Raw genomic sequence first — 25,014 nt, forward strand, 5'->3', positions numbered from 1 at the left:
GTCATTTTCTTCCTTTGCCGTCAATTATGAATTGTAGATTGCTCCTCGTCTTCGATGGAGGTGCTGAACCGGTAGCCAAAGCCGCGCACAGTCTGAATCCAGCGCGGATGCGCGGGATCGGCTTCCATTTTCTTGCGCAGATTGCTGATATGAACCATTAGCGTCCTTGTATCGCCCATGCTGTCCGACTGCCACACACGGCGATACAGCTCCTCAAGCGGAAAGACGCGGTTCGGCTGACGAGCGAGAACGCTCAGCAGCTCGAATTCCTTGGCGGAAAGGGGAAGGACCTCTCCGTCCAGACGCACCTCCATGCTGCGGAAATCGATGTCGAGACCCGTAAAGCTGAGCGTAACGGTTTGCTCTTCCGCGCCTTTCTCCCGCGTTCTTCTTCTGCGGATATGCGCTTGAATTCTCGCGACGAGCTGGCTCGGGCTGAAGGGCTTCGTAATATAATCGTCTCCGCCCTCGGACAGGCCGCGAATAATATCCTGGTCCTCCGATTTGCAGCTCAGGAACAAGATCGGCACATCCGCGCAGACGCCCTGTCTGAGGGCTTTGCACACCTCAATACCGTCCATTCGTCCCAGGGAGACATCCAGTACGATAAGATCCGGTACGAGCTTCTCCGCGAGCCTTAGAGCGTGAGGCCCGTTGTCGGAAGCATGAACCTCGTATCCGGCTTTTTCAAGATATAAAGCGATCAGTTCGGTAATTTCCTGCTCGTCGTCCACGACCAGAATCGTTCCATTGCAGTTCTTCATAACCATCCTCCAATAAAGAAGGTCTTAAGCCTTTATTATAACGAAAGCGTTGACGAGTAATCAATGCACCGTTACAATGACGTTCGATAGCCAATTGCATCGCCGGATTAAGATGGGCTGGGGGAGAGACGGAGTGGAGACGCTGCGAAAAGCATTAAAGCCGATGCGTCGATGGAACAAGGGCGCGGCGGCATGGTTGACGGTCGTCACAGGGGGTGCACTGCTGCTGACCTACGCTCTGGGAATCGTATTCGGTTCTCCCCCCGAAAGCAGGATTCCCAAGGCGGAGAATGGGGTAATCGATCTTACGGAGTGGAATTGGAGCGAGGAGGGCGTCGTTCCGCTGGACGGACAATGGCGCTTTGATTGGATGAACGGCTATGACGGCGAGCGGAGCAAGCCGACATTCGCTTCAACGACCCAGGAAGTCCCGAAGATGTGGGAGGACCGAATGACGGATCAAGGCGCCCGGCTTGCCAGCCGCGGCTTCGGCGTATACGAGCTTAAGATCCTGCATCGCCAGCAGAGCGATATGATGGGCATCCGTCTGCCGAATATCTCAATGTCTTACGACCTCTATCTCGATGGCAAGCTTACGCTTTCTCGCGGTCATCCCGACGTTAATCCGAAGAAATCGGTCCCGTATCAAGCGCCCGCCACTGCCTTTTTTCAAGCGGATGACGGCTATACGGAGGTGCGGCTTGTCGTCGCCAATTACGACCACCGTCAAGGGGGCATTCGAACGTCCCTGATCATGGGCAATTCCGAAGACATTCAGAAGCTTCAGCTTCGTCATGCCGCGCAGGACTTTATACTTCTGGGCTGCTTGCTGATGATCGGCTTTTATCATATGGGACTATATCTTTTACGGCGCAAAGAGCTGCCGAACGCTATGTTTGCTCTGCTGTGCCTATTCGTTGCGTTGCGGATGGGATTGCTTGGAGAAAGCGCCTTCGTGCAATGGCTTGATCTGAATTGGCACCTGTCGATCCGGCTGGAATATTTCGCTCTCGTCATGGGAGGTTGGACGGGGATGGCCTGTTTCCGTTCGATGTATCCGCTGGAATTCACGATGCGCTGGTATCAATTTTCCAACGTGTCGGCTGTGCTGCTGACCGCCGTCCTCATCGTGGCCGAGCCCTTGCAGTTCACGTCAGTATTGCTGGGCTATCAGTTCTACATCTTGCTGATGTGCGCGCGCATTCTGTTCGGCCTGGTTCTCGCGACTCATCGCAGGCGGGAAGGGGCGAGGCTTGCGCTGATCGGAGTCGTGGGCCTTGTTGTCACCATCATTAACGATATGCTGTTCTATAACGGCTGGTGGCACTCCGTCGACCTGCTGCCGATGGGGCTTGTCTTCCTGATCGTGATGAATTCCTTCATCATCTCCATGAGGTTCTCGTTTACTTACGAACGCGTCGAGCAGATGTCCGCGCAATTGATCGAATGGAACAGTTCACTGGAGGAGCGAATCGAGGAGCGGACGGAGGAGCTTCAACGCTCCTATCTAACGCTGGAGGAAGCGAAAACGAATCTGGAGAGAATGGAGCAATCACGGGTACAGTTGATCAGCAACATTTCCCATGATCTGAGAACGCCGATTACGCTCTTGAGAGGGTACCTGGAGGCGTTGAAGGACGATGTCATCTCCGAGCCCGCGCATCGGGACAAAACGATCCGCTCGATGCTGGCCAAGGTAGACGGACTAAATTCCCTCATTCAGGATTTGTTTGATCTATCTGTGCTCGAAGCCGGGAAGGTGGAGTTGGCGCGGGAGAAAATGACATTGTCCTGGTGGATAGATAATTTGCGCGAGCAATACGGGCTGGAGATGCAGAGCAAGGGCTTGGTCTTCAGCTGTACGCTCACGAACCCATCGGATGCTTCGGCTGCCGTGAATATCGATATTCGCAGAATGGACCGGGTGTTCGCCAACCTGCTGTACAACGCCATCCGATTTACCCCGGAAGGGGGGACGATTCGCATTGCCATGGGCAGATCTCCGGACGGAGCCGGGGTGGAGATCCAGGTAGCGGACAGCGGTCCCGGCATCGAAACGGCTGACTTGCCGTATATTTTCGACCGGTTTTACCGCAAGGACAAGTCCAGGAGCGTGGCATCCGAAGGCAGCGGGCTTGGACTTGCCATCGCGAAGGAGATCGTGGAGCTGCACGGCGGCCGGATCGACGTATCCAACTCGGAGGAGGGAGGCAGCGTCTTTCGCATTCGGCTGCCGCTGGCCGAAGGGGAGAGCTGGATTGTAGACTAGGCTATCCGCTGCCGCCCGAGCGAAGCTCGCGACGCATGAAGTCGGCGATCAGATCAAGCGACTTCGTACGCTGCTCAGGGTTCATCGTTTGAAGAAGGTACAAGATCTCCTTTGTATCCGGGGGCGTGAGGACGTCGGACTTGGCGTTCGGCCTCGTTCCTCCTATAATGTAATCCAAGGAAACGTTAAAGAATGCCGCCAGTTTGATCAGCGTATCATATACCGGTTGGCGATTATTGATTTCGTAATGGCTGTACGCAGATCGAGTAATTCCGATGTGGCGGGCGACCTCTTCCTGCGATATTGCCCGGCGCAAACGCAGGTCCCTGAGTCTCTCTCCCATACTCATTTTTCATATCTCCTTGCCTAGATATAGATCAGCTACTTTCAATTTATGATACATATTGTATCATGTCAAGGGGTTGCGGAAACGTTTTCTTGTGAAAATGCTTATAAATTATACGTTTTAAGCAAATTCTCAGTTTTGGCTTACTACACGAAAAGAAGAATATTGGATACTGAATGTATCTCGGAAAGGGGTGATCACATGCAAGTCAGTCTTCTTAACGCCCGAATGTCCCATTCGGAGGACACGGGGTACGTGGGAATTGTTCAGTTCGAGGTCGCAGGGCATAAGCAGCCCTACGAGGTTACGATTCAGAGCGATAACTGCAGAAATAATTGGAGCTACGCGCTGAATTTCAGCAGTCAGTCCGGGAGCGAGGAGGAAATTCAAGCGGTGGACGAGAGACTGGAGGAGGACGATGCGTTCTTCGAGCAATTCGTGGCCGCAGCGAAAGCGGCGCTTGAGCCGACAACCTAGTCGGCCCTAACCGGATTGCGGGTCCCTAGTTGGAATATGCGCAGGGAACAAGCTGGCTGGCATCGGCGCTCAATCGGTGCGGGCCGGCTTGTTTCGTTTAGGGAGAGCGGCTGTAGGTTCAGACGGAGCTGCTGCTGGGCAAACGATAGAATTGGCGAATGAAAGAGGGGGCTGTTCCTTAAGCGCGTCTTAAGGCAGCCCCCTTTCTTGAACGTATTAATGCTGTTGATAATCGATTTCCTGGAAGCGCTCCACTTCCGTCAACCAGCGCTCATTGACAAATGCGACATGCAGAGGGTGCTCATTGTACGCTTCGTAAGCGGCCGCGTCCGCGAAAGTCATGGAGAAGCCGAAGGCATAGTCGTTCTTGGGGCTCACCTGGCGGTATACCTGGAAATCCCGCACGGAGGGAATCGAGCTTAGAATTCTCCGTCCATCCTCCAGAAACTGCGCTTCCTCCGCCGAGCCCTGCGCATGCTTGAGCGTAAAAATGACCGAATGAATAATGGATGATTTATCCACGTTTATTGTCCTCCTTCGCGGTTGAGATCGAAATCCATCTCTATCAGTATAGGACAATCAGTGTCGAAAATGGAAGGATTGAAGCTTGATTTCTCCTTCAAGGACAAGATACACGCTGTATTGACCCTTCGGAACGCGGGCATTGAAGCTTATGGTGTGCCAGCCGGTTTGATCTGCATTCAAGCTCGCTCGTCCGGCAAGCGGGCCATCCGGTTCGTTCAGCCTGACCTCCAGAGCTGCGGCGGAATGCCCCAGAACCGTCGCTTCCATAACATTCGCATCGGCAGTAAAGGCTGCATCGTCAAAACGAATCCAGGCCGAAGAGGCGGCGGCAACGACGCAACTTCCTCCATTGCTTCCTTCGCCGATAAACACGCTGGCATAATCGTCGTAGTGGACGGCGGAGGTAACAGATTGTAAATTACGGGAAGGCACCGTTTCTCCGTCGACGGCAAACTCGGCGCTTAGCTTAATGTCGGAAGAGGAGGAGCCGATCAGAAGCGTGCAGCTGCCGTTCTCCAGACACCAACGTTGCCGAGTGACATCCCAGAACCGAAGCTCCGAAGCCGGCAGTTCGAAGGCGATCTCCGCAGATTCCCCTGCGCTTAACGCGATTCTGCGGAAGCCCTGCAATTGCTTAAGCGGCCGCTTCACACGAGAAGCTCCGTGGCGCGTATACATCTGAACCACTTCTTCCCCGTCTCGCTCCCCCGTATTGGTAATCCGCAAGCGAGCCGTGAGCTTGCCTCCCTCGGATACGCGAGCGGTATCCAAAACCAGATTCTCGTAACGGAACGAAGTGTACGATAGGCCATGTCCGAACGGGTAAAGCGGCTTGCCTGCGAAATATTGGTAGGTTCTTTCGCTCTTGATAATATCGTAATCCATGAAGTCGCCAAGCTGCTCGACAGATTCGTACCAGGTCATATTCACGCGTCCGGCCGGATTATAGTCGCCGAACAGCACGTCGGTCAGAGCCGTTCCGATCTCATGACCGGCATGCGAGCAGTAGACGATCGCCGGGATGCGATCCTGCAGCCAGCGAATGGCGTAAGGATAGCTTCCGACAATGACGACCGTCGTATTCGGATTCGCTTCGAGAACCGCTTGGACGAGCCGCTCCTGAGAGGCGGCAAGCGTCAGATCGGGCCGATCGATCGTTTCCTTTCCGTTGATCAATGGATGATTGCCGACGAAGACGATGGCCTGATCGGCTTCGCGGGCGGCTTCAACCGCTTCGGCGAGCCCGTCGATCGTCTTCTCGACGACGAATGCGTCCGCGTCTTGAGGGCTGCCGTCGATGACCTTCAATTCGCCGGTTGCCTCGTCAACCCGGATCGGCCGGTTATTCCAGGAGGTAAGTCTGGAGCCGCCTACTTCGTGCCGAATATGGAATACCTCGCGAGTGAACCATTCCCAGATATGCTCCGAGGCTGCCGTGACCTTCTCATCGTCGGTTGTGACATATTTTCCGTTCGTGGAGGAAATCAATGTATGGCTGTCCCAGCCCCAGTCGGTCAGCTCGAACAGCTCCGCTTGGTCGGAAGCGGGTGCGCCGGCGGCAAGCGAAGACTCCGTTCCTTGCAACGACACGTAGCGGCCGGTCGCCGACGAACGGATTCGCGCTTGGTCGCTGCCGCTGGCGAATCGAACCTTGTGGCCGAACGCTTCGAGCCGTTTCGAGACGGCATCCAGCGGCGTCACGGCGTAGGGCAGCGATCCGCTGTACCAATCCCGGTATACCTTGCCTCCGAGCGGGCCGATTACGGCGACCCTTTTCAGGTTTTCAGCTTTAAGCGGCAGGGCATTGCCTTCGTTCTTCAACAATACGATGCTTTTGCGAACGGCCTCAAGCGACAAGGCGATATGGTCGGGCTTAAGAATGACCGACTCGTCGATCAAGGAGTAAGGATTCCGCTCGTCCGGGTCGAATTCGCCGAGACGGAAGCGTACGCGGAACGTATTCGCAAGCGCGCGATCCAGATCGCTCTCGTCAAGCAATCCCTCCGCAAGCGCGTCTCGAATCGCCTGCTTGGAAATCTCGTGGTCGTCCGTGATGCTGTCTACGCCGGCCTTGATGGTCAGCGCGACCGCTTCCTTGTAGCTGTCGACGTATTTGTGATCGTTCACCGTGCCCAGCACGTCTCCCGCGTCGCTGACGACGAATCCGTCCATGGCCCACTCCTGCTTCACGATCCGATTCACATCCGGATTCACGTTCGCCGGAACCCCATTTACGGAATTGTAGGCGGTCATCATCGACTTCGCTTGACCTTCCTTGAATGGAATTTCGAACGCCTTCAAATAGTATTCCCGCTGGTTGCGCGGGTCGAGGCTTACCGAGCATTCTCCGCGATCGATTTCGTTGTTGTTGCCTAGGAAGTGCTTTAACGTAGCTACCGCCTTCAAATAAAAGGGGTGATCGCCCTGCAAGCCGCGAACGAGCGCGGCGGACAGCTTGCCTGCCAAATGAGGGTCTTCCCCGTAGGCTTCCTCCGTGCGGCCCCAGCGAGGATCGCGCTCCATATCGACAGTCGGCGCCCAGAGGGTCAAGCCGTTGAGCGCGGGATTGCGGCGGTAAAAGCCGCGGGCTTCGTCTCCAATCGCGCTACCGATGCGCTGCAGCAGCTCGCTGTCCCAGGTACAGGCCAGGCCGATGGGCTGCGGGTATGAGGTGGCTTCGCCGAGCCAAGCCATCCCGTGAGCGGCTTCCGTCCCGTGCTTGTAGGCTTTGATGCCGAGGCGGGCAACTTCGTCCTGGTACTGGCACATGAGATTGATTTTTTCATCCAGAGTCAGTCGGGAGATCAGATCGCTTACCCGATCCGCAAGCGGCAAGTCGGGGTTTGAGAATGGAAAATCCAATGGGTGCGACAACATATTCAGCTCCTATGCTCATCAAGTGGATATTGCCCCATCTTATCATGCAGGCTCCTCATCGCCGGTGTGAAAACCGTTTCTAAATCGGAAACGAATTTCGCGCCCAACCGATAAGAGCCTTGCTGGGGAGGCGGTGCAACAATTGGGGATGCTATTGCGTTCATAAAGTTGGAAGAGATTAGGGGGAGTCGATATGAGAATCAAGACGGCGGGAATGCTTCTCGGGCTGGCCCTCTTGTGCACGGGTTGCGGTCAATCGATCGGGGAACCGAACCTTAACCGGCATCCTGCGATTGATAAAAGCCTTTATGAGCCAAGCGATGTAAATCCGGCTGTCGTACAAGCCTCGAACGATTTCGGTCTGGCGCTGTTCGAGGAGCTTTATCAGGTCAAGCCCGATCAGAATCTGTTCTTGTCGCCGATAAGCGTATCTACGGCATTAGCGCTTCTGTCACAGGGAGCGAACGGGCAAACGAGAGAGGAGCTTGTAACGACGCTGAAGCTGGGAGGAATGACAAAGGAGGAAATTGCGGCAGGGTATCGATCGCTGCTCGGTCTGCTTGGCCAATCGCGAAAAGACGGCGGCGTGCTGCGGATTGCCAACTCCTTATGGCTTCGCGAGGGCAAAGCTTTCGACGACGGCTTCCTGACAAGCGGCCAGATTAACTACGGGGCGGAATTGGAACGCGTCGATTTTGCCCAATCGAGGACGCTTGATGCCATGAACGCGTGGGTCGCAAAATCTACGGAAGGCCATATTCCGAAGATGGTCGAGGAGCTTGACGCGGAGGCCGCGATGTATGTGCTGAACGCAGTTTACTTTAGCGGAGCATGGACGGATCCGTTTCAGCCGGGGATCACGCAAGAAGGAAGCTTTTATACGGATGAGACGAAATCCATTCGAACATCCTTCATGAAAAGAGGAGGAATGTTCGAATACGCGGAGCAGGAGGGCTTCGACATGATCCGTCTGACTTACGGTCAGGAGGGTGATGCCTATATGGCGATACTGCTGCCTGAGCGTAAGCCCGGAGCGATGGAACGGCTGGTGCGCAAGCTTGCGAGCAAGCCGGAGCTGCTGACGGAGGCGATTGGCGAACGGCGCGGCAGCATCGAGCTGCCCAAGGTCAAGCTGTCGTACGAAGCGAATCTGGAGGAGCCGTTAATAAGGCTGGGGTTACAGGAGGCCTTTTCTCCCGGCAATGCGGATTTTTCCGGAGTGGCGCCGGAACCGCCCAACTTGTATATAAGCAAGGTGAAGCACAAATCGACGCTGGAAATGAATGAAGAAGGCACGATCGCGTCGGCGGCGACGGAAGTGGAGATGCTGGCGGGAGCTGCGCCGCCCGACAATCCGTTTCGGATGGTGGTCGACCGTCCCTTCGTAACGGCAATCGTCGATCGGGCAACCGGTTGCCTCTTGTTCGCGGGAATTGTGAACGATCCGGAGGCCGACTGAGCTCCAGAAGCGCCGAACGCATTTACTTTTATAGGGGATGGGAGTATATTTAAAAGAAAAAGGAGGAGGCCCTATGAGCATGGATACGGAAAAGCTCGATCAAGCAACGGAGCATGATCCGGGCTGCTGTGCAGCCGAAGGCTCGGTTCGAAAAAGCCATCACTCCGACAAGGTGAAGGGCAGCCTCATCAACAGATTAAACCGGATCGAAGGACAAGTCCGCGGACTTAAAGGGTTAATCGACAGGGATACCTATTGCGACGACGTTCTTCATCAGATCTCTTCGATTCAGTCGGCTCTGAACGGAGTAGGCAAGCTTCTGTTCGAGCATCATCTCAAGAGCTGCGTAATCGAGCGGATTCAGGAAGGCGATACGGAAGTGCTGACCGAGTTAATGACGACGATGAACAAGATGATGAAATAATGAGACTGAGAGGGCAGCGATCAGCTGCTCTTTTTAATTTGTGTAGGGTACAGGGGTATCGTAAATTTTAGATTGACTTATATAGGGGTGGGGGGTATTATTGAGTGGTAAAGCTGATTATAACTACACGGAGGTAGAGAAGATGAATCAAACTTTGTTACAAGTCGAAGGTATGAGCTGTCAGCATTGCGTGCGTTCAATCGAAGGCGCGTTGGAACAAATCGGAGCGCAAGGCAAAGTCGATCTAGGGAGCCGTACGGTCGAGGTCACTTTCGACGAGAACCGCGTCTCCTTGGAGCAGATTAAAGAAGCGATCGCGGATCAAGGGTACGAGCTCAAGTCATAAGCCGAGAAAAGGCGGGGAGTGAACGATTGATGGAAACAGCCGCGCGGACAGGAGACAAACATGCGACGCTTCAAATCACCGGGATGACCTGCGCGGCTTGCGCGAACCGGATCGAGAAGGGATTGGCCAAGCTGGATGGCGTCGCTTCCGTCAATGTCAACTTTGCGATGGAGCAGGCGAGTGTAGCCTACAATCCGCAGGAAGTCAGCATCGATCGCATGGAGGAGACGATACGGAAGCTGGGCTACGATACCGTTCAACAACACGCGACGCTGCGGCTGGAAGGCATGACTTGCGCCGCCTGCGCCAGTCGCATCGAGAAAGGCTTGAGCAAGCTGCCGGGTGTGACCGATGCGACGGTCAATTACGCGATGGAAACGGCGCGCATAGCCTATCGACCCGGCGAGGTATCCGTTGAGGATATGCGAAACAAGGTGAAGCAGCTCGGCTATAAAGCGGTAGCGGAGCAGGAAAGCCTGAGCGCGGAGGACCGGAGGAAGAGAGAGGTTCGCCTCCAGCAAAGGAAGCTGGGCGCAGCCGCGCTGCTCTCGCTGCCGCTGCTGTGGAGCATGGTTGCCCATTTCTCGTTCACTTCCTGGATTTATGCGCCGGAGCTGTTCATGAATCCGTGGTTTCAGCTGCTTCTGGCCACTCCGGTGCAGTTTTATATCGGCATGCCGTTCTATATCGGCGCATACAAAGCGTTGCGCAACGGCAGCGCCAATATGGACGTGCTTGTGTCGCTGGGAACGTCTGCCGCTTATTTCTACAGCCTGTACCTGTCAATCGATTGGTATGCCGGGGGCGGGGGGACGCATCATGCGCCTTCCTTGTACTACGAAACGAGCGCCATCTTGATTACGCTGGTCGTCATGGGCAAGCTGCTGGAATCTCTGGCGAAGGGAAGAACCTCGGAGGCGATCAAATCGCTGATGAGCCTGCAGGCGAAGACGGCAAGAGTCGTTCGCGACGGTGAAGAGCTTGCGATTCCCGTCGAGGAGGTGCTTGCCGGAGACGTTGTGCTCGTTCGTCCGGGAGAGAAGGTGCCGGTTGACGGCATCGTTCTGGAGGGCGCGTCCTCCGTCGATGAAACGATGCTCACGGGAGAAAGCCTGCCCGTGGACAAGCAGGCGGGCAATCCGGTCATCGGAGCGACCCTGAACAAAAACGGCATGCTGCGGATACAAGCGACCAAGGTCGGCAAGGAAACGACATTGGCCCAGATCATTAAAGTTGTGGAGGATGCGCAAGGCTCCAAGGCGCCTATCCAGCGGGTTGCGGATGCCATATCGGGCATCTTCGTCCCCATCGTGGTCGGTATCGCCGCAGCCGCCTTTCTCGTATGGTACTTTCTTGTCGCTCCCGGAGATTTCGCCGAAGCGCTGGAGAAGACGATTGCGATTCTTGTCATCGCTTGCCCCTGCGCGCTCGGGCTGGCTACGCCGACCTCCATTATGGCAGGCTCGGGCCGAGCCGCCGAATTCGGCATTCTGTTCAAAGGGGGCGAGCATCTGGAGCAGACGCATAAGCTTGAGATCGTCGTTCTGGACAAGACGGGGACGATTACGAAGGGCCGGCCCGAGCTGACGGACGTCATCGCAGAAGAGGACGAGGCCGAATTTCTCCGACTTGTCGGAGCGGCAGAGCGAAGCTCGGAGCATCCGCTTGCCGAATCGATCGTGATGGGAATTCGGGAGAGAGGGATCGGGCTTCCGGATGCGGAGACGTTCGAAGCCCTTCCCGGTTACGGCATTGAGGCCGTCGTGGAAGGCAAACGAATTCTGGTCGGGACTCGCAGATTGATGGAGCAGCGCGGCATCGAGACAAGCCGGGCCTTCGAGACGATGAGTCAGCTGGAGGTTTCAGGGAAGACGGCAATGCTGGCAGCCGTCGACGAACGTTACGCCGGTCTGATCGCCGTCGCGGATACGGTCAAGGGAACCTCGCAGAATGCGGTTCGTCGGCTGAAGAGCATGGGGATACGCGTCGTGATGATGACCGGAGACAATGAGAGGACGGCGAGGGCGATTGCCGCCCAGGTCGGAATCGATGAAGTGCTTGCGGAAGTCCTTCCCGAGGGCAAGGCCGAGGCCATACGTAAGCTGCAAGCTTCCGGCAGCAAGGTCGCCATGATCGGCGACGGGATCAACGACGCTCCGGCATTGGCTGTTGCGGATATCGGCATGGCCATCGGAACAGGCACGGATGTGGCAATGGAAGCGGCAGACGTTACGCTGATGAGGGGCGATCTGTCCAGCATTCCCGACGCGATTTTCATGAGCCGCATTACGATGCGCAATATTAAGCAGAACCTGTTCTGGGCGCTGGGCTATAACACGCTGGGCATTCCGATCGCGGCAATCGGGCTGCTTGCCCCTTGGGTCGCCGGCGCGGCTATGGCGCTCAGCTCCGTCTCGGTCGTCCTGAACGCCCTGCGCTTGCAGCGCATAAAGCTCCGGCAGACGTAATAAAGAGCCATTCGCGGGAAGGCGAATGGCTCTTTGGGCGTAAATTAATGAAGCTGGCCGTCCTTCGACGCCGAATTAAGCGGACGGCGCTTCGGCATCATGATTAATCTGCCATTCAATGCCGAATTTATCCTGAAGGCTGCCGAAGCACTTGCTCCAGAACGTTTCCTGCAGGTCCATGACGACCTTGCCCCCGTCTTGCAGCTTGTGGAACAGGGTCTTCAGCTTCTCCACATCATTCCCCGAATAGGCGAGGGTAATGCTGTTGCCTTGGACGTAAGGCATTCCCGGATACGCATCCGAGAACATCAGCGAGCTTCCATTGATGTCCAGCCTGGCGTGCATGACCAGATCCTTGGCTTCCTCCGGCAGAGGGTGGTCGGGACTGGGCGGTCCGTCTCCGTAAGCCATGATCTGCGGTTTCTCCACTCCAAAAACCTGCGCATAGAACTCGACAGCTTCGCGACAATTGCCGTTAAAGGTCAAATAAGCATAGATCGGCATGGAAATCACTCCTTGGATGGGTTGGATTTGCGTCCGGACTCATTGTATCACTTGGGCTTGTTCAATCCAAATTGGAAGAAATATAAAAATGAAAAAACACCCTTAAATTTACAGGAACAGTAGAATTTTTAATAGTCATTTGACAGGACCCCTTCTATGATATCTGTAGCAGAGCCTAAGACGGCCGCAGGCATCCAGAACAGGGGGAAGTTCATGAGATCGGTAAGAACAAAGCTGTTGGGTTCATTCGCCATCATACTCATTTTCGTAGTGGTTTTGGGCTGGAATGGGCTGACGCAGATCAAAAAAGTGAGCCACTTTACGAATGAGGTCACGACCAATTGGTTATTCGGCATCGAGTCGATTCTCCAGGTTAATCTGGACATCGAGCGTTACCTTGGCAACTATTATCAAACTCTTTCCGTTAAGGATGCCGGTCAAACGAAGCAATTAAAGGAAGTCAGCGATGCGCTCGTGCTATCGATTGACGGCGGCATCAAGAAATACCAAGATACGGTTACGGAAAAGGAAGACGCCGCTCTCTACGAGAAGCTGGAGGCGGCGTGGGATCGATTCCAAAAGGGAATGGAAGCAAGCTCCTCCGGCAGCTTAAGCAAGGACGAGCAGGCCAAGGTTGCGCAGGAAGTCGCGGATGCTTTTGCTGCGTTGCGAACCTCGGTGGACGATCTGATTAATTATAATCAAGACGGAGCGTTCAACAGTAAAGAGGAAAGCGATCGGATCTACAAGGACACGACTAAAATGGTCTACATCATCGGCATCAGTATCGTGATCGTCGTCGGATTGCTCGCGTGGCTGCTCATCGTCAATCTGACAAGGCCGCTGCTAGCGACGACGTCGATCATGAACCGGATTGCCGCCGGCGATCTGAAGATCGATCCGATGAATATAAACCGCAAAGACGAGTACGGCGTCATGATGGGCGCGGTCAACAAAACCTTGCAGATGCTCCAGCAGTCGGTCAAGCATATGCAGGAGGCTTCCACTTCCGTAGCCACCGCATCCGCACAGCTGTTTGCTAGCTCCGAGCAGAATTCGGAAGCGGCCAGACACGTATCGGAGTCCATCAGCCATGTAGCTGTCGGATCGGAGGAGCAGGCGAACACCGCAACCGAATGCGGACGCGTGATTGACGAGATGGCGGAAGGCGTTCAACGGATTGCGGAGACGACGGGAGACGTGTCCGAGCTGTCGCAGCAAGCCGCGCATCGGGCCAACTCGGGAGCGGAGAAGATCGTCGAGGTATCCGAGCGGATGCAAAGGCTGTCCGAGACGGTGGATCAGGCGAGTCACACCATTCTGAAGCTGGAGGCGCAATCGACGCAAATCAGCGAAATTTCCGTGCTGATCGGAGATATCGCTTATCGGACGAATCTGTTGGCGCTTAATGCCGGAATAGAAGCGGCGCGTGCCGGAGAGCACGGGAAAGGCTTCACGGTCGTTGCGGGAGAGGTTCGCAAGCTGGCTTCCCAGAGCGATGAATCGTCCAAAGGAATCATTGAGTTGATCGCGGCCATTCAAGAGGACACGGCCACGGCTGTGCAAGCGATGAAGATGAGTCTGCTTGAGGTTCAGGAAGGGGTTCTGGCCGTCGAGCATGCGGAGCAGGCCTTCAAGGAGATAGTATCGTCAACCGGCGAGGTGTCCACCCGCGTTCAGGAAGCTGCGGCCGCCGCCGAGCAGCTTGCGGCAAGCTCCGAGGAGGTAGCGGCGTCCATCTCCAATATGGGCCATATCGCCAGGCAGACGGCGGGAATGTCCCAGCAGGTCGCCGCTACGACGGAGGAGCAGCAAGCTTCCAGCGAAGAGATGACGAAGTCTTCCCAGACGTTGTCGGGCATCGCCAAGGAATTGCAGACGCTCGTTCGCAAATTTACGGTCTAAGCCCGGTCAATATTTAACAGCTGAATGAAAATGTTCTAGGCCTGTGTATCTGTGTACTCCATAATGGAGTTGCAGGTCACAGGCCGTTACTTTGTTGTCAGCAGAATAATCTTCAGGGAATATAATTGCCTCGCTTGAAGGAGACGGAATGGAATTTTAGTTTCCCCTAGTTCAGTCCATTTTATATTTATTTTGCAAGGATAGGAGTTTCTGTCCTACTGCTAGTTTTATTAAATAGTAAGATGGCAAGAACTAAGGCTATGCTTACAGCGGCTAAACCCAGCCAATTCAAATACAGGACAGATGTGCGACTGATGGCAAGTCCGCCTAATCCAGAACCCAGTGCAAAACCAAATTGGATGAACGAAGTATTTACACTAAGGGCAATGTCCGGATTTCGAGGCGCCAGAGTAACCAGATAGAGTTGCTGGGCAGGGGAAATACTCCACGTTGCTATCATAAAAATCATTAAAACCAAGATTAATACAAAGATATTCATTCCGGCTAGAGCGAATAAAAGAAGGGTCGCCCCTTGTAACAGGAGCCCGAGACAAATTGTAAATTTCGATCCCTTAGCATCTGCCAATTGTCCGCCCACCTTTGATCCGACAAAGCTGCACATTCCGGCCAGGAATAGAACACCGCTAATTTCGGTTATGGGAAGAGAGGATGCGGCTTGCAAGAAAGGCGTAATATAAGTGAACAGCGTAGAATAACCGCCGACATAAAATAAAGTAATAACCAAGGCCGTCAGAATTGTTGAATTCCTTAAAATGGAGAGCTGCATTCCGAGGGTAACCTTTTCTTCTTCTTTGATTGCCGGAACCTTTTTATAGATGATAAGTAATGGAAGAACACTTAATAAACCGATCAAAATAAATAAAACTCTCCATCCAAACGTCTCGCTAAAAAAGGTGCCAATGGGAACACCGAGCACTAGCGAACCGCTAAGACCCATCAAAATGATACCGATGGCATTGCCCCTTTTTCTTTTTCAACAAGTCGTGTCGCTGCGGCCATGGCTACAACGGTAGTGATTCCTCCGCTAGCCCCTTGATTAATTCGTACCCATAATAATGCTTCGTAAGTAAGGTTTATCAACATAAACACGTTGCTTGCAATAAATACACTAAGGGTGGCAATCAGCAGTTTCTTGCGATCTGCATTTATCGTTAATGCAATCAAAATCGGAGCGACAATGGCCGCTGCGAGAGCAAACACAGTCACCAGTAACCCGGCTTCGGAAGTAGATACTCCCAAGTCCATTGCGATCATTTCAATGACTCCTGTAATAATGTATTCAATAGTTCCGATCAGAAAAACTGCCAGAGCCAGGACATAGATGATCAGTTTATTTTTCAATTCACTCCGCTCCTTCTCCAGTTATCTATTTAATTGGAATTTGTATTTCTACGAATTGTTCATCTTGTTCTGGAGATAAGGGTAAATATATTTCCCTGCCCAATTCGTTTTCCTTAATCTGATAGTTATTTTTCTCAATCCATTTAGCTAAATAAACACAGGCTGAGCTTGCAAAGTTAGAATTCGAACGAAAAGCCATTGTTGCCATCATCGGCTCGGGAGGAAGAATCCGTAGCTGACATGAGTCTGAAGACAATAGCGGCTCACAGGTTAAAAAATAACCGACTTCAAACTCAAACTCATCCTCTTTTCCGTCTATTTCTTTCCACAAAACAACCTGCGGACCTTGAGTCAATTGGCGAACTTCCTTTGTTAATAGCTGATTAAATTTACGAAACAAATCTGGAATGTCCTCTTCTCTCCCGCATGCTTTCTGAAAAAGAAACTGCCTGGCATCTTCTGCTTTGACTCTGATTTCTTGCCCTGTTTCGAATTGCCCCTCTTTTTCTATAACCTGCATGCGCTCCTCAATCCTGACGAGTCTGGCTTGTTCCGTATCGATGACTTGCTGGATTTCGCTTCTTTTCAGCTTAAACATACCTTGAATATTCTCCAATGTGATATCTTCCTGGAGCAACTGTGTGATTTGCGGCAACGTGAAGCCCAAATCCTTATAGATTAAGATTCGGTTGAGCGCAAGAAGCTGATCTGCGGAATAGTAACGGTAGCCAGTATCGTGATCCACCTTTCCCGGTTTTAATATGCCAATCTGGTCATAATAGCGTAGCGTTTTTAAGGAGACCTTACTTAGCCTGGCAAACTCACTGATCTTAAACAAATTATCACTTCTAAGCTATAGCATAATGGGAGTATACAGTTTCCCGTGCAGGGGAAAGTCAAGGATGTGAATGTTTCTTCTTCTCATAGTTAAAAATGTTGGCGCAGGCATAACCCTGCGCCAACATTTTTGTTGTTTAAGCATGATTATGGCCAAAGTGAGCCGTTCCGTAAGGAAACTTAACTACTTTTGGGGCGGCACTTTGCCGTTTTCGTATCCCCGCTCAGGTTTGGTGAAGAATCCGGCCCGTATGCGACAGATCGTAGCCGGGGATCGCCCCGAGCTCTCTCTGAAAGGCAGCGGAATTAAGAATATCCAGCACAGCCTGAATCAGGTCGCGATTGTGCGGGGATTGCTTGAGGACAAGATCGTAGCTTTCGCGAATGAGCGGCACGAAGGTGAGGTTTCCGACTACCGCCGCCGCCTTCTCGATGCCGATGCCGACATCGGCTTCTCCCCTCGCGACTTTCCCGGCTACGGCGAGATGGCTTAAATCCGTCTGCTCATATCCCAAGATGGCGGATGGAGAAATCCGGTGCAAGCGAAGCTGTTCGTCCAGGAGCACTCTTGCGCCTGAACCGATCTCGCGATTGACGAGACGCAGTCCCTGTCTGTTCAAGTCTTCCCAGCTCCGCAGCGACAGCGGATTCCCCTTCTTTACGTAGAAACCGGCCTGGCGGGCCAGCAGATGGATCACGACGTAGGAGGAGCCGATCAGCAGCTTGCGGATGTAAGGGAGGTTGTATTCTCCGGAGTCCCCGTCAAGCAGATGGGTGCTGACGATATCGGCTTCTCCCCGATACAGGGACACCAAGCTGTCCATGGAGCCGACGTATGAGCGAAGCGGGCGGATTCCGGTCAGGGTAGCTTCCAAATGCTTGGCGAGAATGTCCAGACCCATATCCTGTCCGGTGATGATGACGGAGCGAACTACGGGGGACGGGGAGATGCTCGCAAGCTCCTCTTCTCCCCTCAAGTGCGGGTGCTTCGGGACCGCCGTAAGACCTTTGGCTAGACGCTTGTAGGCTTCCAGATCGGCGGCGTCTACCCGCATTTGCTTGCCGACGCGATAGGAAGGGAGCTTTCCTTTTTTAATCAGATCGTAAACGGTTAATTTGGATATTTTCAACAGCTTGGCAATCTCTTCGGTCGTATAGGATTGTGAGTGTTCGCCAGACATAGCGCCCTCCCGTAAAAAACTGGATCATAGTTATGTTGTTTTATTGTAGCATATGCCGTTTTGGATGTGGATTTTAGCGTTTACTTCTTCAGGGTTGCTAACTATAATATGCTTAATTATAACTAAATCATATTAGATATAACGAATTGGAGAGTGGGGAGCATGAATTTAAGGAAAAAGCTTGGTATGCTGTTGCTGGCGATTGCAGCTTTGCTGACGGTATCCGCGTGTTCGTCGAAGCCGACCGAAGTGATCGTGTCTGCCGCCGCCAGTCTGACCGATGCCTTGAAGGAAATTGAAGCCGTCTACGAAAAACAGCAACACAAGGTGGACCTTCAGTTCAACTTCGGCGCTTCCGGCGCATTGCAGCAGCAGATCGAGCAGGGAGCGCAGGTTGACCTGTTCGTATCCGCAGCCGAGAAGAATATGAAGGCGCTGGTCGATAAGGGAATGATCTCCGAGAGCGACAGAACGAATCTGCTGGGGAACGAGTTGGTCGTTGTCGTCCCTCAGAACAGTACGGCCGCCATCGTCAGCGAGAGCGACCTGCAATTGCCTGAATTGAAAAAAATCGCAATCGGCATTCCGGAAAGCGTGCCTGCCGGCAGCTATGCGAAGGAAGCTTTTACCGCTGGGCAGTTATGGGAGCCGCTGCAGAACAAGCTGGTGCAGGCTAAGGATGTCAGGCAGGTGCTGAACTATGTGGAGACGGGCAATGCGGATGCGGGGATCGTGTACAAGACGGACGCGCTGTCTTCATCCAAGGTAAAAATCGCGCTTGCCGTGAATCCTGCTCACTATTCGCCGATCATCTATCCGATAGGTATCGTTAGCGAGACGAAGCATAAGCAAGAGACGGAAGCTTTCTACGAATATCTGCAATCCCCGGAGGCGCTCGATATTTTCAAGAAGTACGGTTTTTCGGCACCCCAATAATTGTAAACGGAGATCAGCATGAACTGGACCGAATTTTGGCCGCCGATTGTATTGTCGCTCCGGGTAGCTTCGCTGTCCAGCCTCGTCGCAATGGCGATCGGTACAGCCGCTGCCTGGTGGATGTCCCGCCAAGCCTTCAAGGGAAAAACGCTTCTGGAGACCTTCTTTATGCTGCCTTTAGTGCTGCCTCCGACCGTTGTGGGATTGATTCTGCTTGTTCTGCTGGGGCGGAGAAGCTGGGTCGGGCAGACGATTGAATGGATATTCTCCTCGCCGATCATCTTCTCGTGGTGGGCGGCGGTCATTGCTTCGATTGTCGTCTCGTTCCCGTTGGTGTACCAAACGATGAAGGTGGGATTCGGCGGCATCGATCGTCAACTGGAGGAGTCGGCCAGATCCGCCGGAGCGACCGAATGGCAGACGTTTCTTCGTATCACCCTGCCGCTGGCTTATCCGGCCTTCTTCACGGCTTTCGTGCTGGCATTCGCGCGCGGGCTCGGCGAGTTCGGCGCTACGCTCATGATCGCGGGCAACATTCCAGGGAAGACGCAGACGATCCCGACGGCGATTTTTATCGCATCGGATTCTGGACATATGACGATGGCATGGTCGTGGACGATAGCCATGATCGTCTTGTCCTTCATCTTGCTGCTTCTGGTTGGAAGAAGGAAAGAGGCTTGAGGAAGCGGGAGGGGGATTCCGGAAGCAAAAAGGTTAAAGGAGACAAACTTTGTCTATACGAAACAGCTCTCTTCGCGTATAATTTGACATAATGATACATAATTCACCAGGTCGAAGGAGGCAGTCGAATGATTCCACCAAAAGGTTTTGGAGATAAGCCTACTAAAGGCAGCGGTTTTGGCAAAATCGTAATCGCTAACGAATCGATGAGAGCTCAACTGGCCAAGTAATCGCCTATTTCGTTCGAAAAACCCGTGTCTCGTCGACACGGGTTTTCTTGTATTTGGCTCGGGCGTTACCGCTTGCAGCGCTATGATTATTCCAATCCGATCAGCCTGGCGATCGGCTTAAATAACGGCATCGTCAAATCGCTGGGTCCCGGAAGATTCGGCTTGTAGAGAAGAAGAAGGGAGAGCGTGCATCCGAAGCAGAGAATGACCAGTATCGCATACTTCTCCCGGGTTCTCGATCTTCGAAGCTCTCTCGAATAGCTGAGATAGAGGATCAGCGCCATGCTTACGATTCCTATTGCCGCAAGCCCCCTCATCCTTGTCCCTCCTTACTTTTTACGAATTTCGTCCTCCGGAATGCCCTGCGGAAGGTCGGACTTGCCGATACGAGCTATCTTGGTCTGAATGACCACGTTTACTTTTATTTTATCGAAGAGTATTGGCCAATCGCGCTTCTCCCTCGCCCATTGCCGAGGGTAACGGCGTCTGAAATGATTGGCGAAGCCGAACGCGTCAACCTTCAGCTTAGACTGAATGCGTTCCAGCGCCGATTCAACGTCCTCGCGCAGCAGCTCGGCCCAGGCGGTCCTAGCCTTGCTCATGAACGTCTCCGCGATATTGTCCATGTCGGTCGTGTTGAGAATGAGATCCCCGGTTGTCCGAACGTCCAAGTTCAATTTCCAGTCTCCGTTGGCAGCAATGACCGGCGACAGGTGCGCTCGCGCCCGCAGCAGATTCACGGATGCCGTTCCATCCAGCCCGGCGAGGCTGAAGGAATAGGTCATGGTCTCCAGCTCGTTGCGAATGAGCAGCAGCCCGCGGGTAACGGGCTCTTGAATGATCGCAACGAGCTTGTCTTTGCGGAGTATCGCCAGGCCCTTCATGGAGGTCGTCATCTGTCTGGTGCCGTTCTTCTGCTTCTGCGAGACTTGCTCGATCACGGTCAACACTGCCGATTGGCTGTCTCCCTCCACCATCTGCGTCAGCTTCTTGAGTGTGACCAGCATCCCCAGCTTCAGATTGCCCATCTCTCTAAGCTCCTCCGAGGAGCTGCGTTCAAGCAGAGGCTGATTGTCGAGCGCAGAGCTCGCCATGCCTTTGGCGACATAGACATAAGCGTGCTCGCGGAATTGAAGATATCTGAGGAAGAAATCCAGGTAGGAGCGAATCCCGCCCTTCGCGGCCTCCTGACCGAACACGATTACCTCGCTGTGGCCCCAGAACAGGTGACGGGACGTACGACGCTGCAGTCGGGTCATCGCCTCTGCGATCGTACGGCCTTGAGCTTTGCGCACGAGAGTATCGCCGGTTGAGTTGCCTCCGCTTCCGCCGGTATTGCCTTGCGGACCGCCTCCGGCCGCTCTCGGAATAAAGATCTGCGCCGAGAGCTCGACGGTTCCATTCGGGAAGGCGTCGACTCCGGTAGCCAGCACAATGGCGAGATCGTTGATTTCCTTCCGGTCCCAGCATCCTGTCAAGGTGAAAAGCAGCGCAAGGGCCGTTGCCAGTCTGCCCCCTCGAATTAGACGTTGGAGCTTGTCGTTCCCGATCATCTGCGGAGCGCGGAGGCGCGGGAATTCCGGATGGAAGCGACGAGAAGCAGCATGCCGGGCAGGAAGACGAGAGAGAACAGCGTATACAGATTCCCGGTCGAGCCCAGCAAGCTCCCGATCTCGCTTTGACTGGAGATGACCCAGAAGGAATAGGCTACCGTGAGAAAGGCCAGCGGGAACACCAGCGGACGGTAGTCCTTCAGGTTCAACCATTGCGCGACCGTGAGGGCGTGGATATAGTGAAGCACCGAGATTTTTATGAAAATCCCCGTAATCCAGATCGCAATAATCAGAGCCTCGATATGCTGAAGGAAATCCGCATAGCTAATGTATCGGGTCGCTATCATGAACGGAAATACAAATCTGTCCGTGACGTCTCCGAACAGAAGCAGACAGGAGATATTGACCGCCACCATAGTAAAGGTTGTCACAGCCAGCGAGATCATGGAAGATTTCCAAACCCGCTGGCGATTCGAGACGAACGGGAGAAGGAAACCGATCAGAACGTATTCGCTCAGCCAGCTCGCCGGAGCAAAAGCGCCCAGAAGCACGGGCTGTATTCCTTTCTCGGCAAAGGGAAGCCATTCGGCCGGATCCATCTCCGGTATGAGCAAGAGCAAAATCAGGATCAGCAGCGTCGCCATAAGCGTGACGAGGATGATCCCTGTCCGGCCTAGCACTTCAATGCCGCTGACGACGTTAAGCGCGCACACGAACATCAGACTGCCCATCACAACGAACAAGGGCGTGCCCGGCAGAATGGCGCTCAGGATGAACTCTCCGTATTCTCTCAGAACAATGCCGTTCAGATGGGGGAAGTACAAGAGGAAGAACAGTCCGAACAGCTTGCCCGGAAGCCTGCCGAGAATGAGAACGCTCGACTCGATCGGTGAAAGATGAGGGTAGCGCTTATTCAGACGATAAGCGATCGCAATGGCCAGCAATCCGACCGGAGAGGCCAGCAACGGAGACAGCCACATGTCGTGTCCCGCGAAAGCCATCGTAATGCTGGGAACGCTCAGGACGGCTGTCGCCAATATGGTCGGGAACAGGATAACGTTCATTTGCAGCGTGGAAATTTTACCTTGCTCGATCATTGCCCGTCCTCCTTTTCATATTGGTGCTGCCTCGATCGGCGTTTTCCGGTTCAAGCGATTCGCCCGCGAGCTCGGGTTGCCGGGAGTCTCGCCAAGCCGGAGGACGAAGGAAAATGTCTCTGAGCTCGCGCAGCCGGACTGGAGAAATGGGAGACAAGTAAGGCAGGCCGAACGAACGAAGCCTGCACAGGTGAATGACCATCGCGATGAATCCCAGCATGACGCCCACCAGGCCCATCGTTCCGGCCAGCAGCATAATCGGAAATCGGAGCAGACGGGGCGGTATGCCCAAGGAATAGCGCGGAATCATGAACGAGGAGATTCCCGTAATGGCGACGACGATGACCATCGGCGCGGAAACGATGCCTGCCGAGGTTGCGGCTTGTCCGATGACCAAGGCGCCTACGATACTGACGGCGGACCCTACCTGCTTGGGGAGGCGAACGCCAGCTTCCCGAAGAGCCTCGAAGGTGATCTCCATAATGAGCGCTTCGATCAACGCGGGAAAAGGAATCTCCTCGCGGGATTTGGAAATGTTGAGGAGGAGCACGGTCGGTATCATTTCCTGATGAAAGGTCGTTATCGCGATGTAAGCGGACGGCAGCACGAGCGAGACGATAAAAAAGCCGTAGCGAAGCCAGCGAAGAAACGTGCTTGAGAGGACATTCTGATAATAATCCTCCGGCGATTGCAGCATCGAGAACAAGCTGATCGGAGCGACCAGCGCGAATGGAGTTCCATCGATGAGAATGGCGATTCGCCCCTCCATCAGGTTGGCGCAGACGACATCCGGGCGTTCGGTCGGCAGCATCTGCGGGAAAGGCGAGAACGGGTTGTCCGAAATCCATTCCTCGATCATTTCGCTCTCCAGAATTCCGTCGCTTTGGACGAGCTCAAGCCTGCGGCGAACCTCGCTTACCAATTCCGGCCGAGCCATTCCTTTCATGTAAACCATCACGATATCGGTTTTCGTAAATCGCCCTAGAGTGAGACGGATCATTTTCAGATTGGGAGTTTTGAGTCTTTGGCGAAGGAGGGGAAGATTCACGCCGAGCGCTTCCGTAAATCCATCTCTCGGTCCCCGAACGGTCGATTCGGCAATGGGCTCCTCGACGGATCTCTGCTCGGGTCTTACGAGATGAAACGCCCAAGCTGCGGAGGAGCCGTCGATGAGCAGCAGGGGATAGCCGGCGCATATTCTGTCCACGGCCAGCAGAACGTTGCTTAGCTCCGTATAGGAATTGCCGGCAATCCCCCCGGGGAGGGACGAAGACGAGGTCTCTCGCTTGGCCGAGGAGGCAAGAGGAAGAAGCACTTGCTTCTCCAGCGCGGACCGATCGGAATAGCCCGGAACGAAGACGGCGCAGCAGCCGGTTCCGTCAGCCATGGCAAAGGAATGAAATACGATATCATAGCAATCGTCCAGGCAGCGGCGAAGCAGCGATATATTGTCCACCAATGCGGCCGAGAAATCGACATCGCAATCCGGCAAGAGGTCTTGTGGGGAGTGAGCGGGCGGCTTCGACATCTATTTCAGCTCCGGTGTAAGGGAATGGGGTTATGTAACAAGCCATTATTCCCATCTGAGCGAACAATAATCGCCTAAGGCGCCTTTGGATGACTAACCCTGCAAGGTCGTTTACAATAGGGGAGAGAAGCTGGCGGAGGAGCTGAAGAGCGTGTACCGAATTGCAAATCTCGGAAAATTCGAAAATTTGCCCGAGCTGGCAGTGCTTATCTACAACGGGAACAAGAACGAGCTTGAGAAGCTGCTGAAGTCAGGCATGGATGTCGAGGAGAAGCTGGCGATCGGCAAATATACGGTGGTGACGCCTTTGGCGCTTGCCCTCTATGTGAACAAGCCGGAAATTGCCAAGCTGTTCATCGAGCGCGGCGCCGAGCTGAATGACAAGCTCAATCCCGCATTCCTGCTGGCGGTCCGCTATGGCGATGAGGAGCTTGTGCGCTATTTGCACGGGAAAGGCGCCAAGATGGATCGTCTTAGCCGGGTCAAATCGAGCGCATACGACGAAGCCTACTATGGGAATAAACATAACATTCCGGTAATCCGCGAGCTGGGACTGGACATTGCGAAATACGGCGGCAAAACGTTGAGAAAGGCGATTTCGGACGCTGACAGGAAGACGGCGGACTATTTGCTCGACCATGGCGTGGATATCAACTACAACGAACCGGATATGGTATATCCATACCGCGCGACCCCGCTGACGGTGGCAGCCAGAATGAACAGCATGGCCATGGTCCAATACCTGGTGGAGCGCGGCACGGATGTAACCCTTGCGGAGAAAGACGGCGAACGTGCGTATACGATTGCCGTAACGCAACACAATACGGAAATGGCCGAATATCTCAAGTCGTTAGAGCCTGTCGAATTTCACAGTCGAAGCAACAAGCTGCATGCGCTTAGAGGGTACGGACTGCCTGCCGAGCTCATCGATTTTCTTTGCGGCGACAACCGCCGGGTCGAAATTCCGCCTAACGAATTCGAGGTTCGCTTCGTGGAATTTTTGGCGTTGGAGGATACTGTCGAGCTGACGGCAGGCCGACAGAAGCTGCTGCGATTATCGGCCGAGCTGGATGCCTATTCTCACCTGCTGATCGTTTGGCATAAGGGGAAGAAGGGCATCGGCTTCTATGATATCGAGCATAAGGAATACGGGCATTTGGGAATGTTCGCAGATTTTCTGAACGAGCCGGAAGCCTTCCTCGCCAAGATGTTCTGACCTCTGTACCCATGTCTTACAATGAAGGA

The 25,014-nt window shown here is 53.9% G+C and carries 21 protein-coding genes and 1 pseudogene; 10 read left to right on the forward strand and 12 right to left on the reverse strand.

What is annotated here, in order from left to right:
* Nucleotides 1–20: 20 nt before the first annotated feature.
* Nucleotides 21–764 carry a response regulator transcription factor gene (locus ACFO1S_RS05580; RefSeq protein ID WP_204603223.1) on the reverse strand — a complete coding sequence of 248 codons (744 nt, stop codon included), beginning with the start codon at nucleotides 762–764 and terminating at the stop codon, nucleotides 21–23.
* Between the two features lie 133 nt (nucleotides 765–897).
* Here ACFO1S_RS05580 and ACFO1S_RS05585 point away from each other — a divergent pair, with 133 nt between their 5' ends.
* The gene (locus ACFO1S_RS05585) at nucleotides 898–3,033 is read left to right on the forward strand and encodes a sensor histidine kinase (protein ID WP_378126377.1); all 2,136 of its coding nucleotides are present in this window, start codon (nucleotides 898–900) and stop codon (nucleotides 3,031–3,033) included.
* 1 nt (nucleotide 3,034) lies between these two features.
* Here ACFO1S_RS05585 and ACFO1S_RS05590 read toward each other — a convergent pair whose 3' ends face one another.
* On the reverse strand, nucleotides 3,035–3,382 hold the full coding sequence (locus ACFO1S_RS05590; protein ID WP_204603221.1) for a helix-turn-helix domain-containing protein: 348 nt from the start codon (nucleotides 3,380–3,382) through the stop codon (nucleotides 3,035–3,037).
* Nucleotides 3,383–3,580: 198 nt separating this feature from the next.
* Between ACFO1S_RS05590 and ACFO1S_RS05595 the strand changes: the two genes are divergently transcribed.
* The gene (locus tag ACFO1S_RS05595; RefSeq protein ID WP_204603220.1) at nucleotides 3,581–3,856 is read left to right on the forward strand and encodes a CIA30 family protein; all 276 of its coding nucleotides are present in this window, start codon (nucleotides 3,581–3,583) and stop codon (nucleotides 3,854–3,856) included.
* Nucleotides 3,857–4,072: 216 nt separating this feature from the next.
* Here ACFO1S_RS05595 and ACFO1S_RS05600 read toward each other — a convergent pair whose 3' ends face one another.
* A complete protein-coding gene (locus ACFO1S_RS05600) occupies nucleotides 4,073–4,378 on the reverse strand; it encodes a Dabb family protein (protein WP_204603219.1) in 306 nt (101 codons plus the stop codon).
* Nucleotides 4,379–4,435: 57 nt separating this feature from the next.
* Complete coding sequence (locus ACFO1S_RS05605) at nucleotides 4,436–7,258, reverse strand: glycoside hydrolase family 3 C-terminal domain-containing protein (protein WP_204603218.1); 2,823 nt, start codon at nucleotides 7,256–7,258, stop codon at nucleotides 4,436–4,438.
* A 193-nt stretch (nucleotides 7,259–7,451) separates the two neighbouring features.
* Between ACFO1S_RS05605 and ACFO1S_RS05610 the strand changes: the two genes are divergently transcribed.
* The 4 genes from ACFO1S_RS05610 to ACFO1S_RS05625 all read left to right on the forward strand — a co-directional run bounded on the left by ACFO1S_RS05610 (nucleotide 7,452) and on the right by ACFO1S_RS05625 (nucleotide 11,955).
* Nucleotides 7,452–8,717: a serpin family protein gene (locus ACFO1S_RS05610; protein WP_204603217.1), complete on the forward strand. Its 1,266-nt coding sequence runs from the start codon at nucleotides 7,452–7,454 to the stop codon at nucleotides 8,715–8,717.
* A 73-nt stretch (nucleotides 8,718–8,790) separates the two neighbouring features.
* On the forward strand, nucleotides 8,791–9,141 hold the full coding sequence (locus ACFO1S_RS05615) for a metal-sensitive transcriptional regulator (protein ID WP_204603216.1): 351 nt from the start codon (nucleotides 8,791–8,793) through the stop codon (nucleotides 9,139–9,141).
* Between the two features lie 142 nt (nucleotides 9,142–9,283).
* Nucleotides 9,284–9,487 (forward strand): copper ion binding protein, encoded by a 204-nt coding sequence (locus ACFO1S_RS05620; protein WP_204603215.1) that lies wholly within the window; start codon nucleotides 9,284–9,286, stop codon nucleotides 9,485–9,487.
* A gap of 29 nt (nucleotides 9,488–9,516) precedes the next feature.
* Nucleotides 9,517–11,955, forward strand: coding sequence for a heavy metal translocating P-type ATPase (locus ACFO1S_RS05625; RefSeq protein WP_204603214.1), 2,439 nt, complete (start codon nucleotides 9,517–9,519; stop codon nucleotides 11,953–11,955).
* Nucleotides 11,956–12,030: 75 nt separating this feature from the next.
* Here ACFO1S_RS05625 and ACFO1S_RS05630 read toward each other — a convergent pair whose 3' ends face one another.
* Nucleotides 12,031–12,459, reverse strand: a complete 429-nt coding sequence (locus ACFO1S_RS05630; RefSeq protein ID WP_204603213.1) for a VOC family protein — start codon at nucleotides 12,457–12,459, stop codon at nucleotides 12,031–12,033.
* A 213-nt stretch (nucleotides 12,460–12,672) separates the two neighbouring features.
* Here ACFO1S_RS05630 and ACFO1S_RS05635 point away from each other — a divergent pair, with 213 nt between their 5' ends.
* Entirely contained in the window at nucleotides 12,673–14,364 is a 1,692-nt protein-coding gene (locus ACFO1S_RS05635) for a methyl-accepting chemotaxis protein (RefSeq protein ID WP_204603212.1), read from the forward strand.
* Nucleotides 14,365–14,551: 187 nt separating this feature from the next.
* Here ACFO1S_RS05635 and ACFO1S_RS05640 read toward each other — a convergent pair.
* From ACFO1S_RS05640 to ACFO1S_RS05650, 3 genes and pseudogenes are all read right to left on the reverse strand, one after another.
* Nucleotides 14,552–15,726, reverse strand: a pseudogene (locus ACFO1S_RS05640) (MFS transporter).
* A 25-nt stretch (nucleotides 15,727–15,751) separates the two neighbouring features.
* Entirely contained in the window at nucleotides 15,752–16,564 is an 813-nt protein-coding gene (locus ACFO1S_RS05645) for a MerR family transcriptional regulator (RefSeq protein WP_204603211.1), read from the reverse strand.
* 223 nt (nucleotides 16,565–16,787) lie between these two features.
* Nucleotides 16,788–17,744, reverse strand: a complete 957-nt coding sequence (locus ACFO1S_RS05650) for a substrate-binding domain-containing protein (protein ID WP_204603210.1) — start codon at nucleotides 17,742–17,744, stop codon at nucleotides 16,788–16,790.
* Nucleotides 17,745–17,906: 162 nt separating this feature from the next.
* Here ACFO1S_RS05650 and modA point away from each other — a divergent pair, with 162 nt between their 5' ends.
* Both modA and modB read left to right on the forward strand, forming a co-directional pair.
* On the forward strand, nucleotides 17,907–18,680 hold the full coding sequence (gene modA / locus ACFO1S_RS05655) for a molybdate ABC transporter substrate-binding protein (RefSeq protein WP_204603209.1): 774 nt from the start codon (nucleotides 17,907–17,909) through the stop codon (nucleotides 18,678–18,680).
* Between the two features lie 18 nt (nucleotides 18,681–18,698).
* Nucleotides 18,699–19,361, forward strand: coding sequence for a molybdate ABC transporter permease subunit (modB, locus tag ACFO1S_RS05660; RefSeq protein WP_204603208.1), 663 nt, complete (start codon nucleotides 18,699–18,701; stop codon nucleotides 19,359–19,361).
* 316 nt (nucleotides 19,362–19,677) lie between these two features.
* Here the strand turns inward: modB and ACFO1S_RS05665 are convergent, their stop codons facing one another.
* From ACFO1S_RS05665 to ACFO1S_RS05680, 4 genes are read right to left on the reverse strand one after another with little or no spacing between them, the layout of a single operon-like run.
* Nucleotides 19,678–19,908 (reverse strand): hypothetical protein, encoded by a 231-nt coding sequence (locus tag ACFO1S_RS05665; RefSeq protein WP_204603207.1) that lies wholly within the window; start codon nucleotides 19,906–19,908, stop codon nucleotides 19,678–19,680.
* 12 nt (nucleotides 19,909–19,920) lie between these two features.
* Nucleotides 19,921–21,144 carry a Ger(x)C family spore germination protein gene (locus tag ACFO1S_RS05670; protein ID WP_378126383.1) on the reverse strand — a complete coding sequence of 408 codons (1,224 nt, stop codon included), beginning with the start codon at nucleotides 21,142–21,144 and terminating at the stop codon, nucleotides 19,921–19,923.
* Nucleotides 21,141–22,241: a GerAB/ArcD/ProY family transporter gene (locus tag ACFO1S_RS05675; protein ID WP_204603205.1), complete on the reverse strand. Its 1,101-nt coding sequence runs from the start codon at nucleotides 22,239–22,241 to the stop codon at nucleotides 21,141–21,143. Before ACFO1S_RS05675 ends, ACFO1S_RS05670 begins: the two co-directional genes overlap by 4 nt.
* Entirely contained in the window at nucleotides 22,225–23,769 is a 1,545-nt protein-coding gene (locus tag ACFO1S_RS05680) for a spore germination protein (RefSeq protein ID WP_204603204.1), read from the reverse strand. Before ACFO1S_RS05680 ends, ACFO1S_RS05675 begins: the two co-directional genes overlap by 17 nt.
* A gap of 151 nt (nucleotides 23,770–23,920) precedes the next feature.
* Between ACFO1S_RS05680 and ACFO1S_RS05685 the strand changes: the two genes are divergently transcribed.
* Nucleotides 23,921–24,985: an ankyrin repeat domain-containing protein gene (locus tag ACFO1S_RS05685; RefSeq protein ID WP_204603203.1), complete on the forward strand. Its 1,065-nt coding sequence runs from the start codon at nucleotides 23,921–23,923 to the stop codon at nucleotides 24,983–24,985.
* Nucleotides 24,986–25,014 lie beyond the last annotated feature (29 nt).

It is taken from the genome of Cohnella boryungensis (genome assembly GCF_042651945.1).
Lineage (GTDB): Bacteria > Bacillota > Bacilli > Paenibacillales > Paenibacillaceae > Cohnella > Cohnella boryungensis.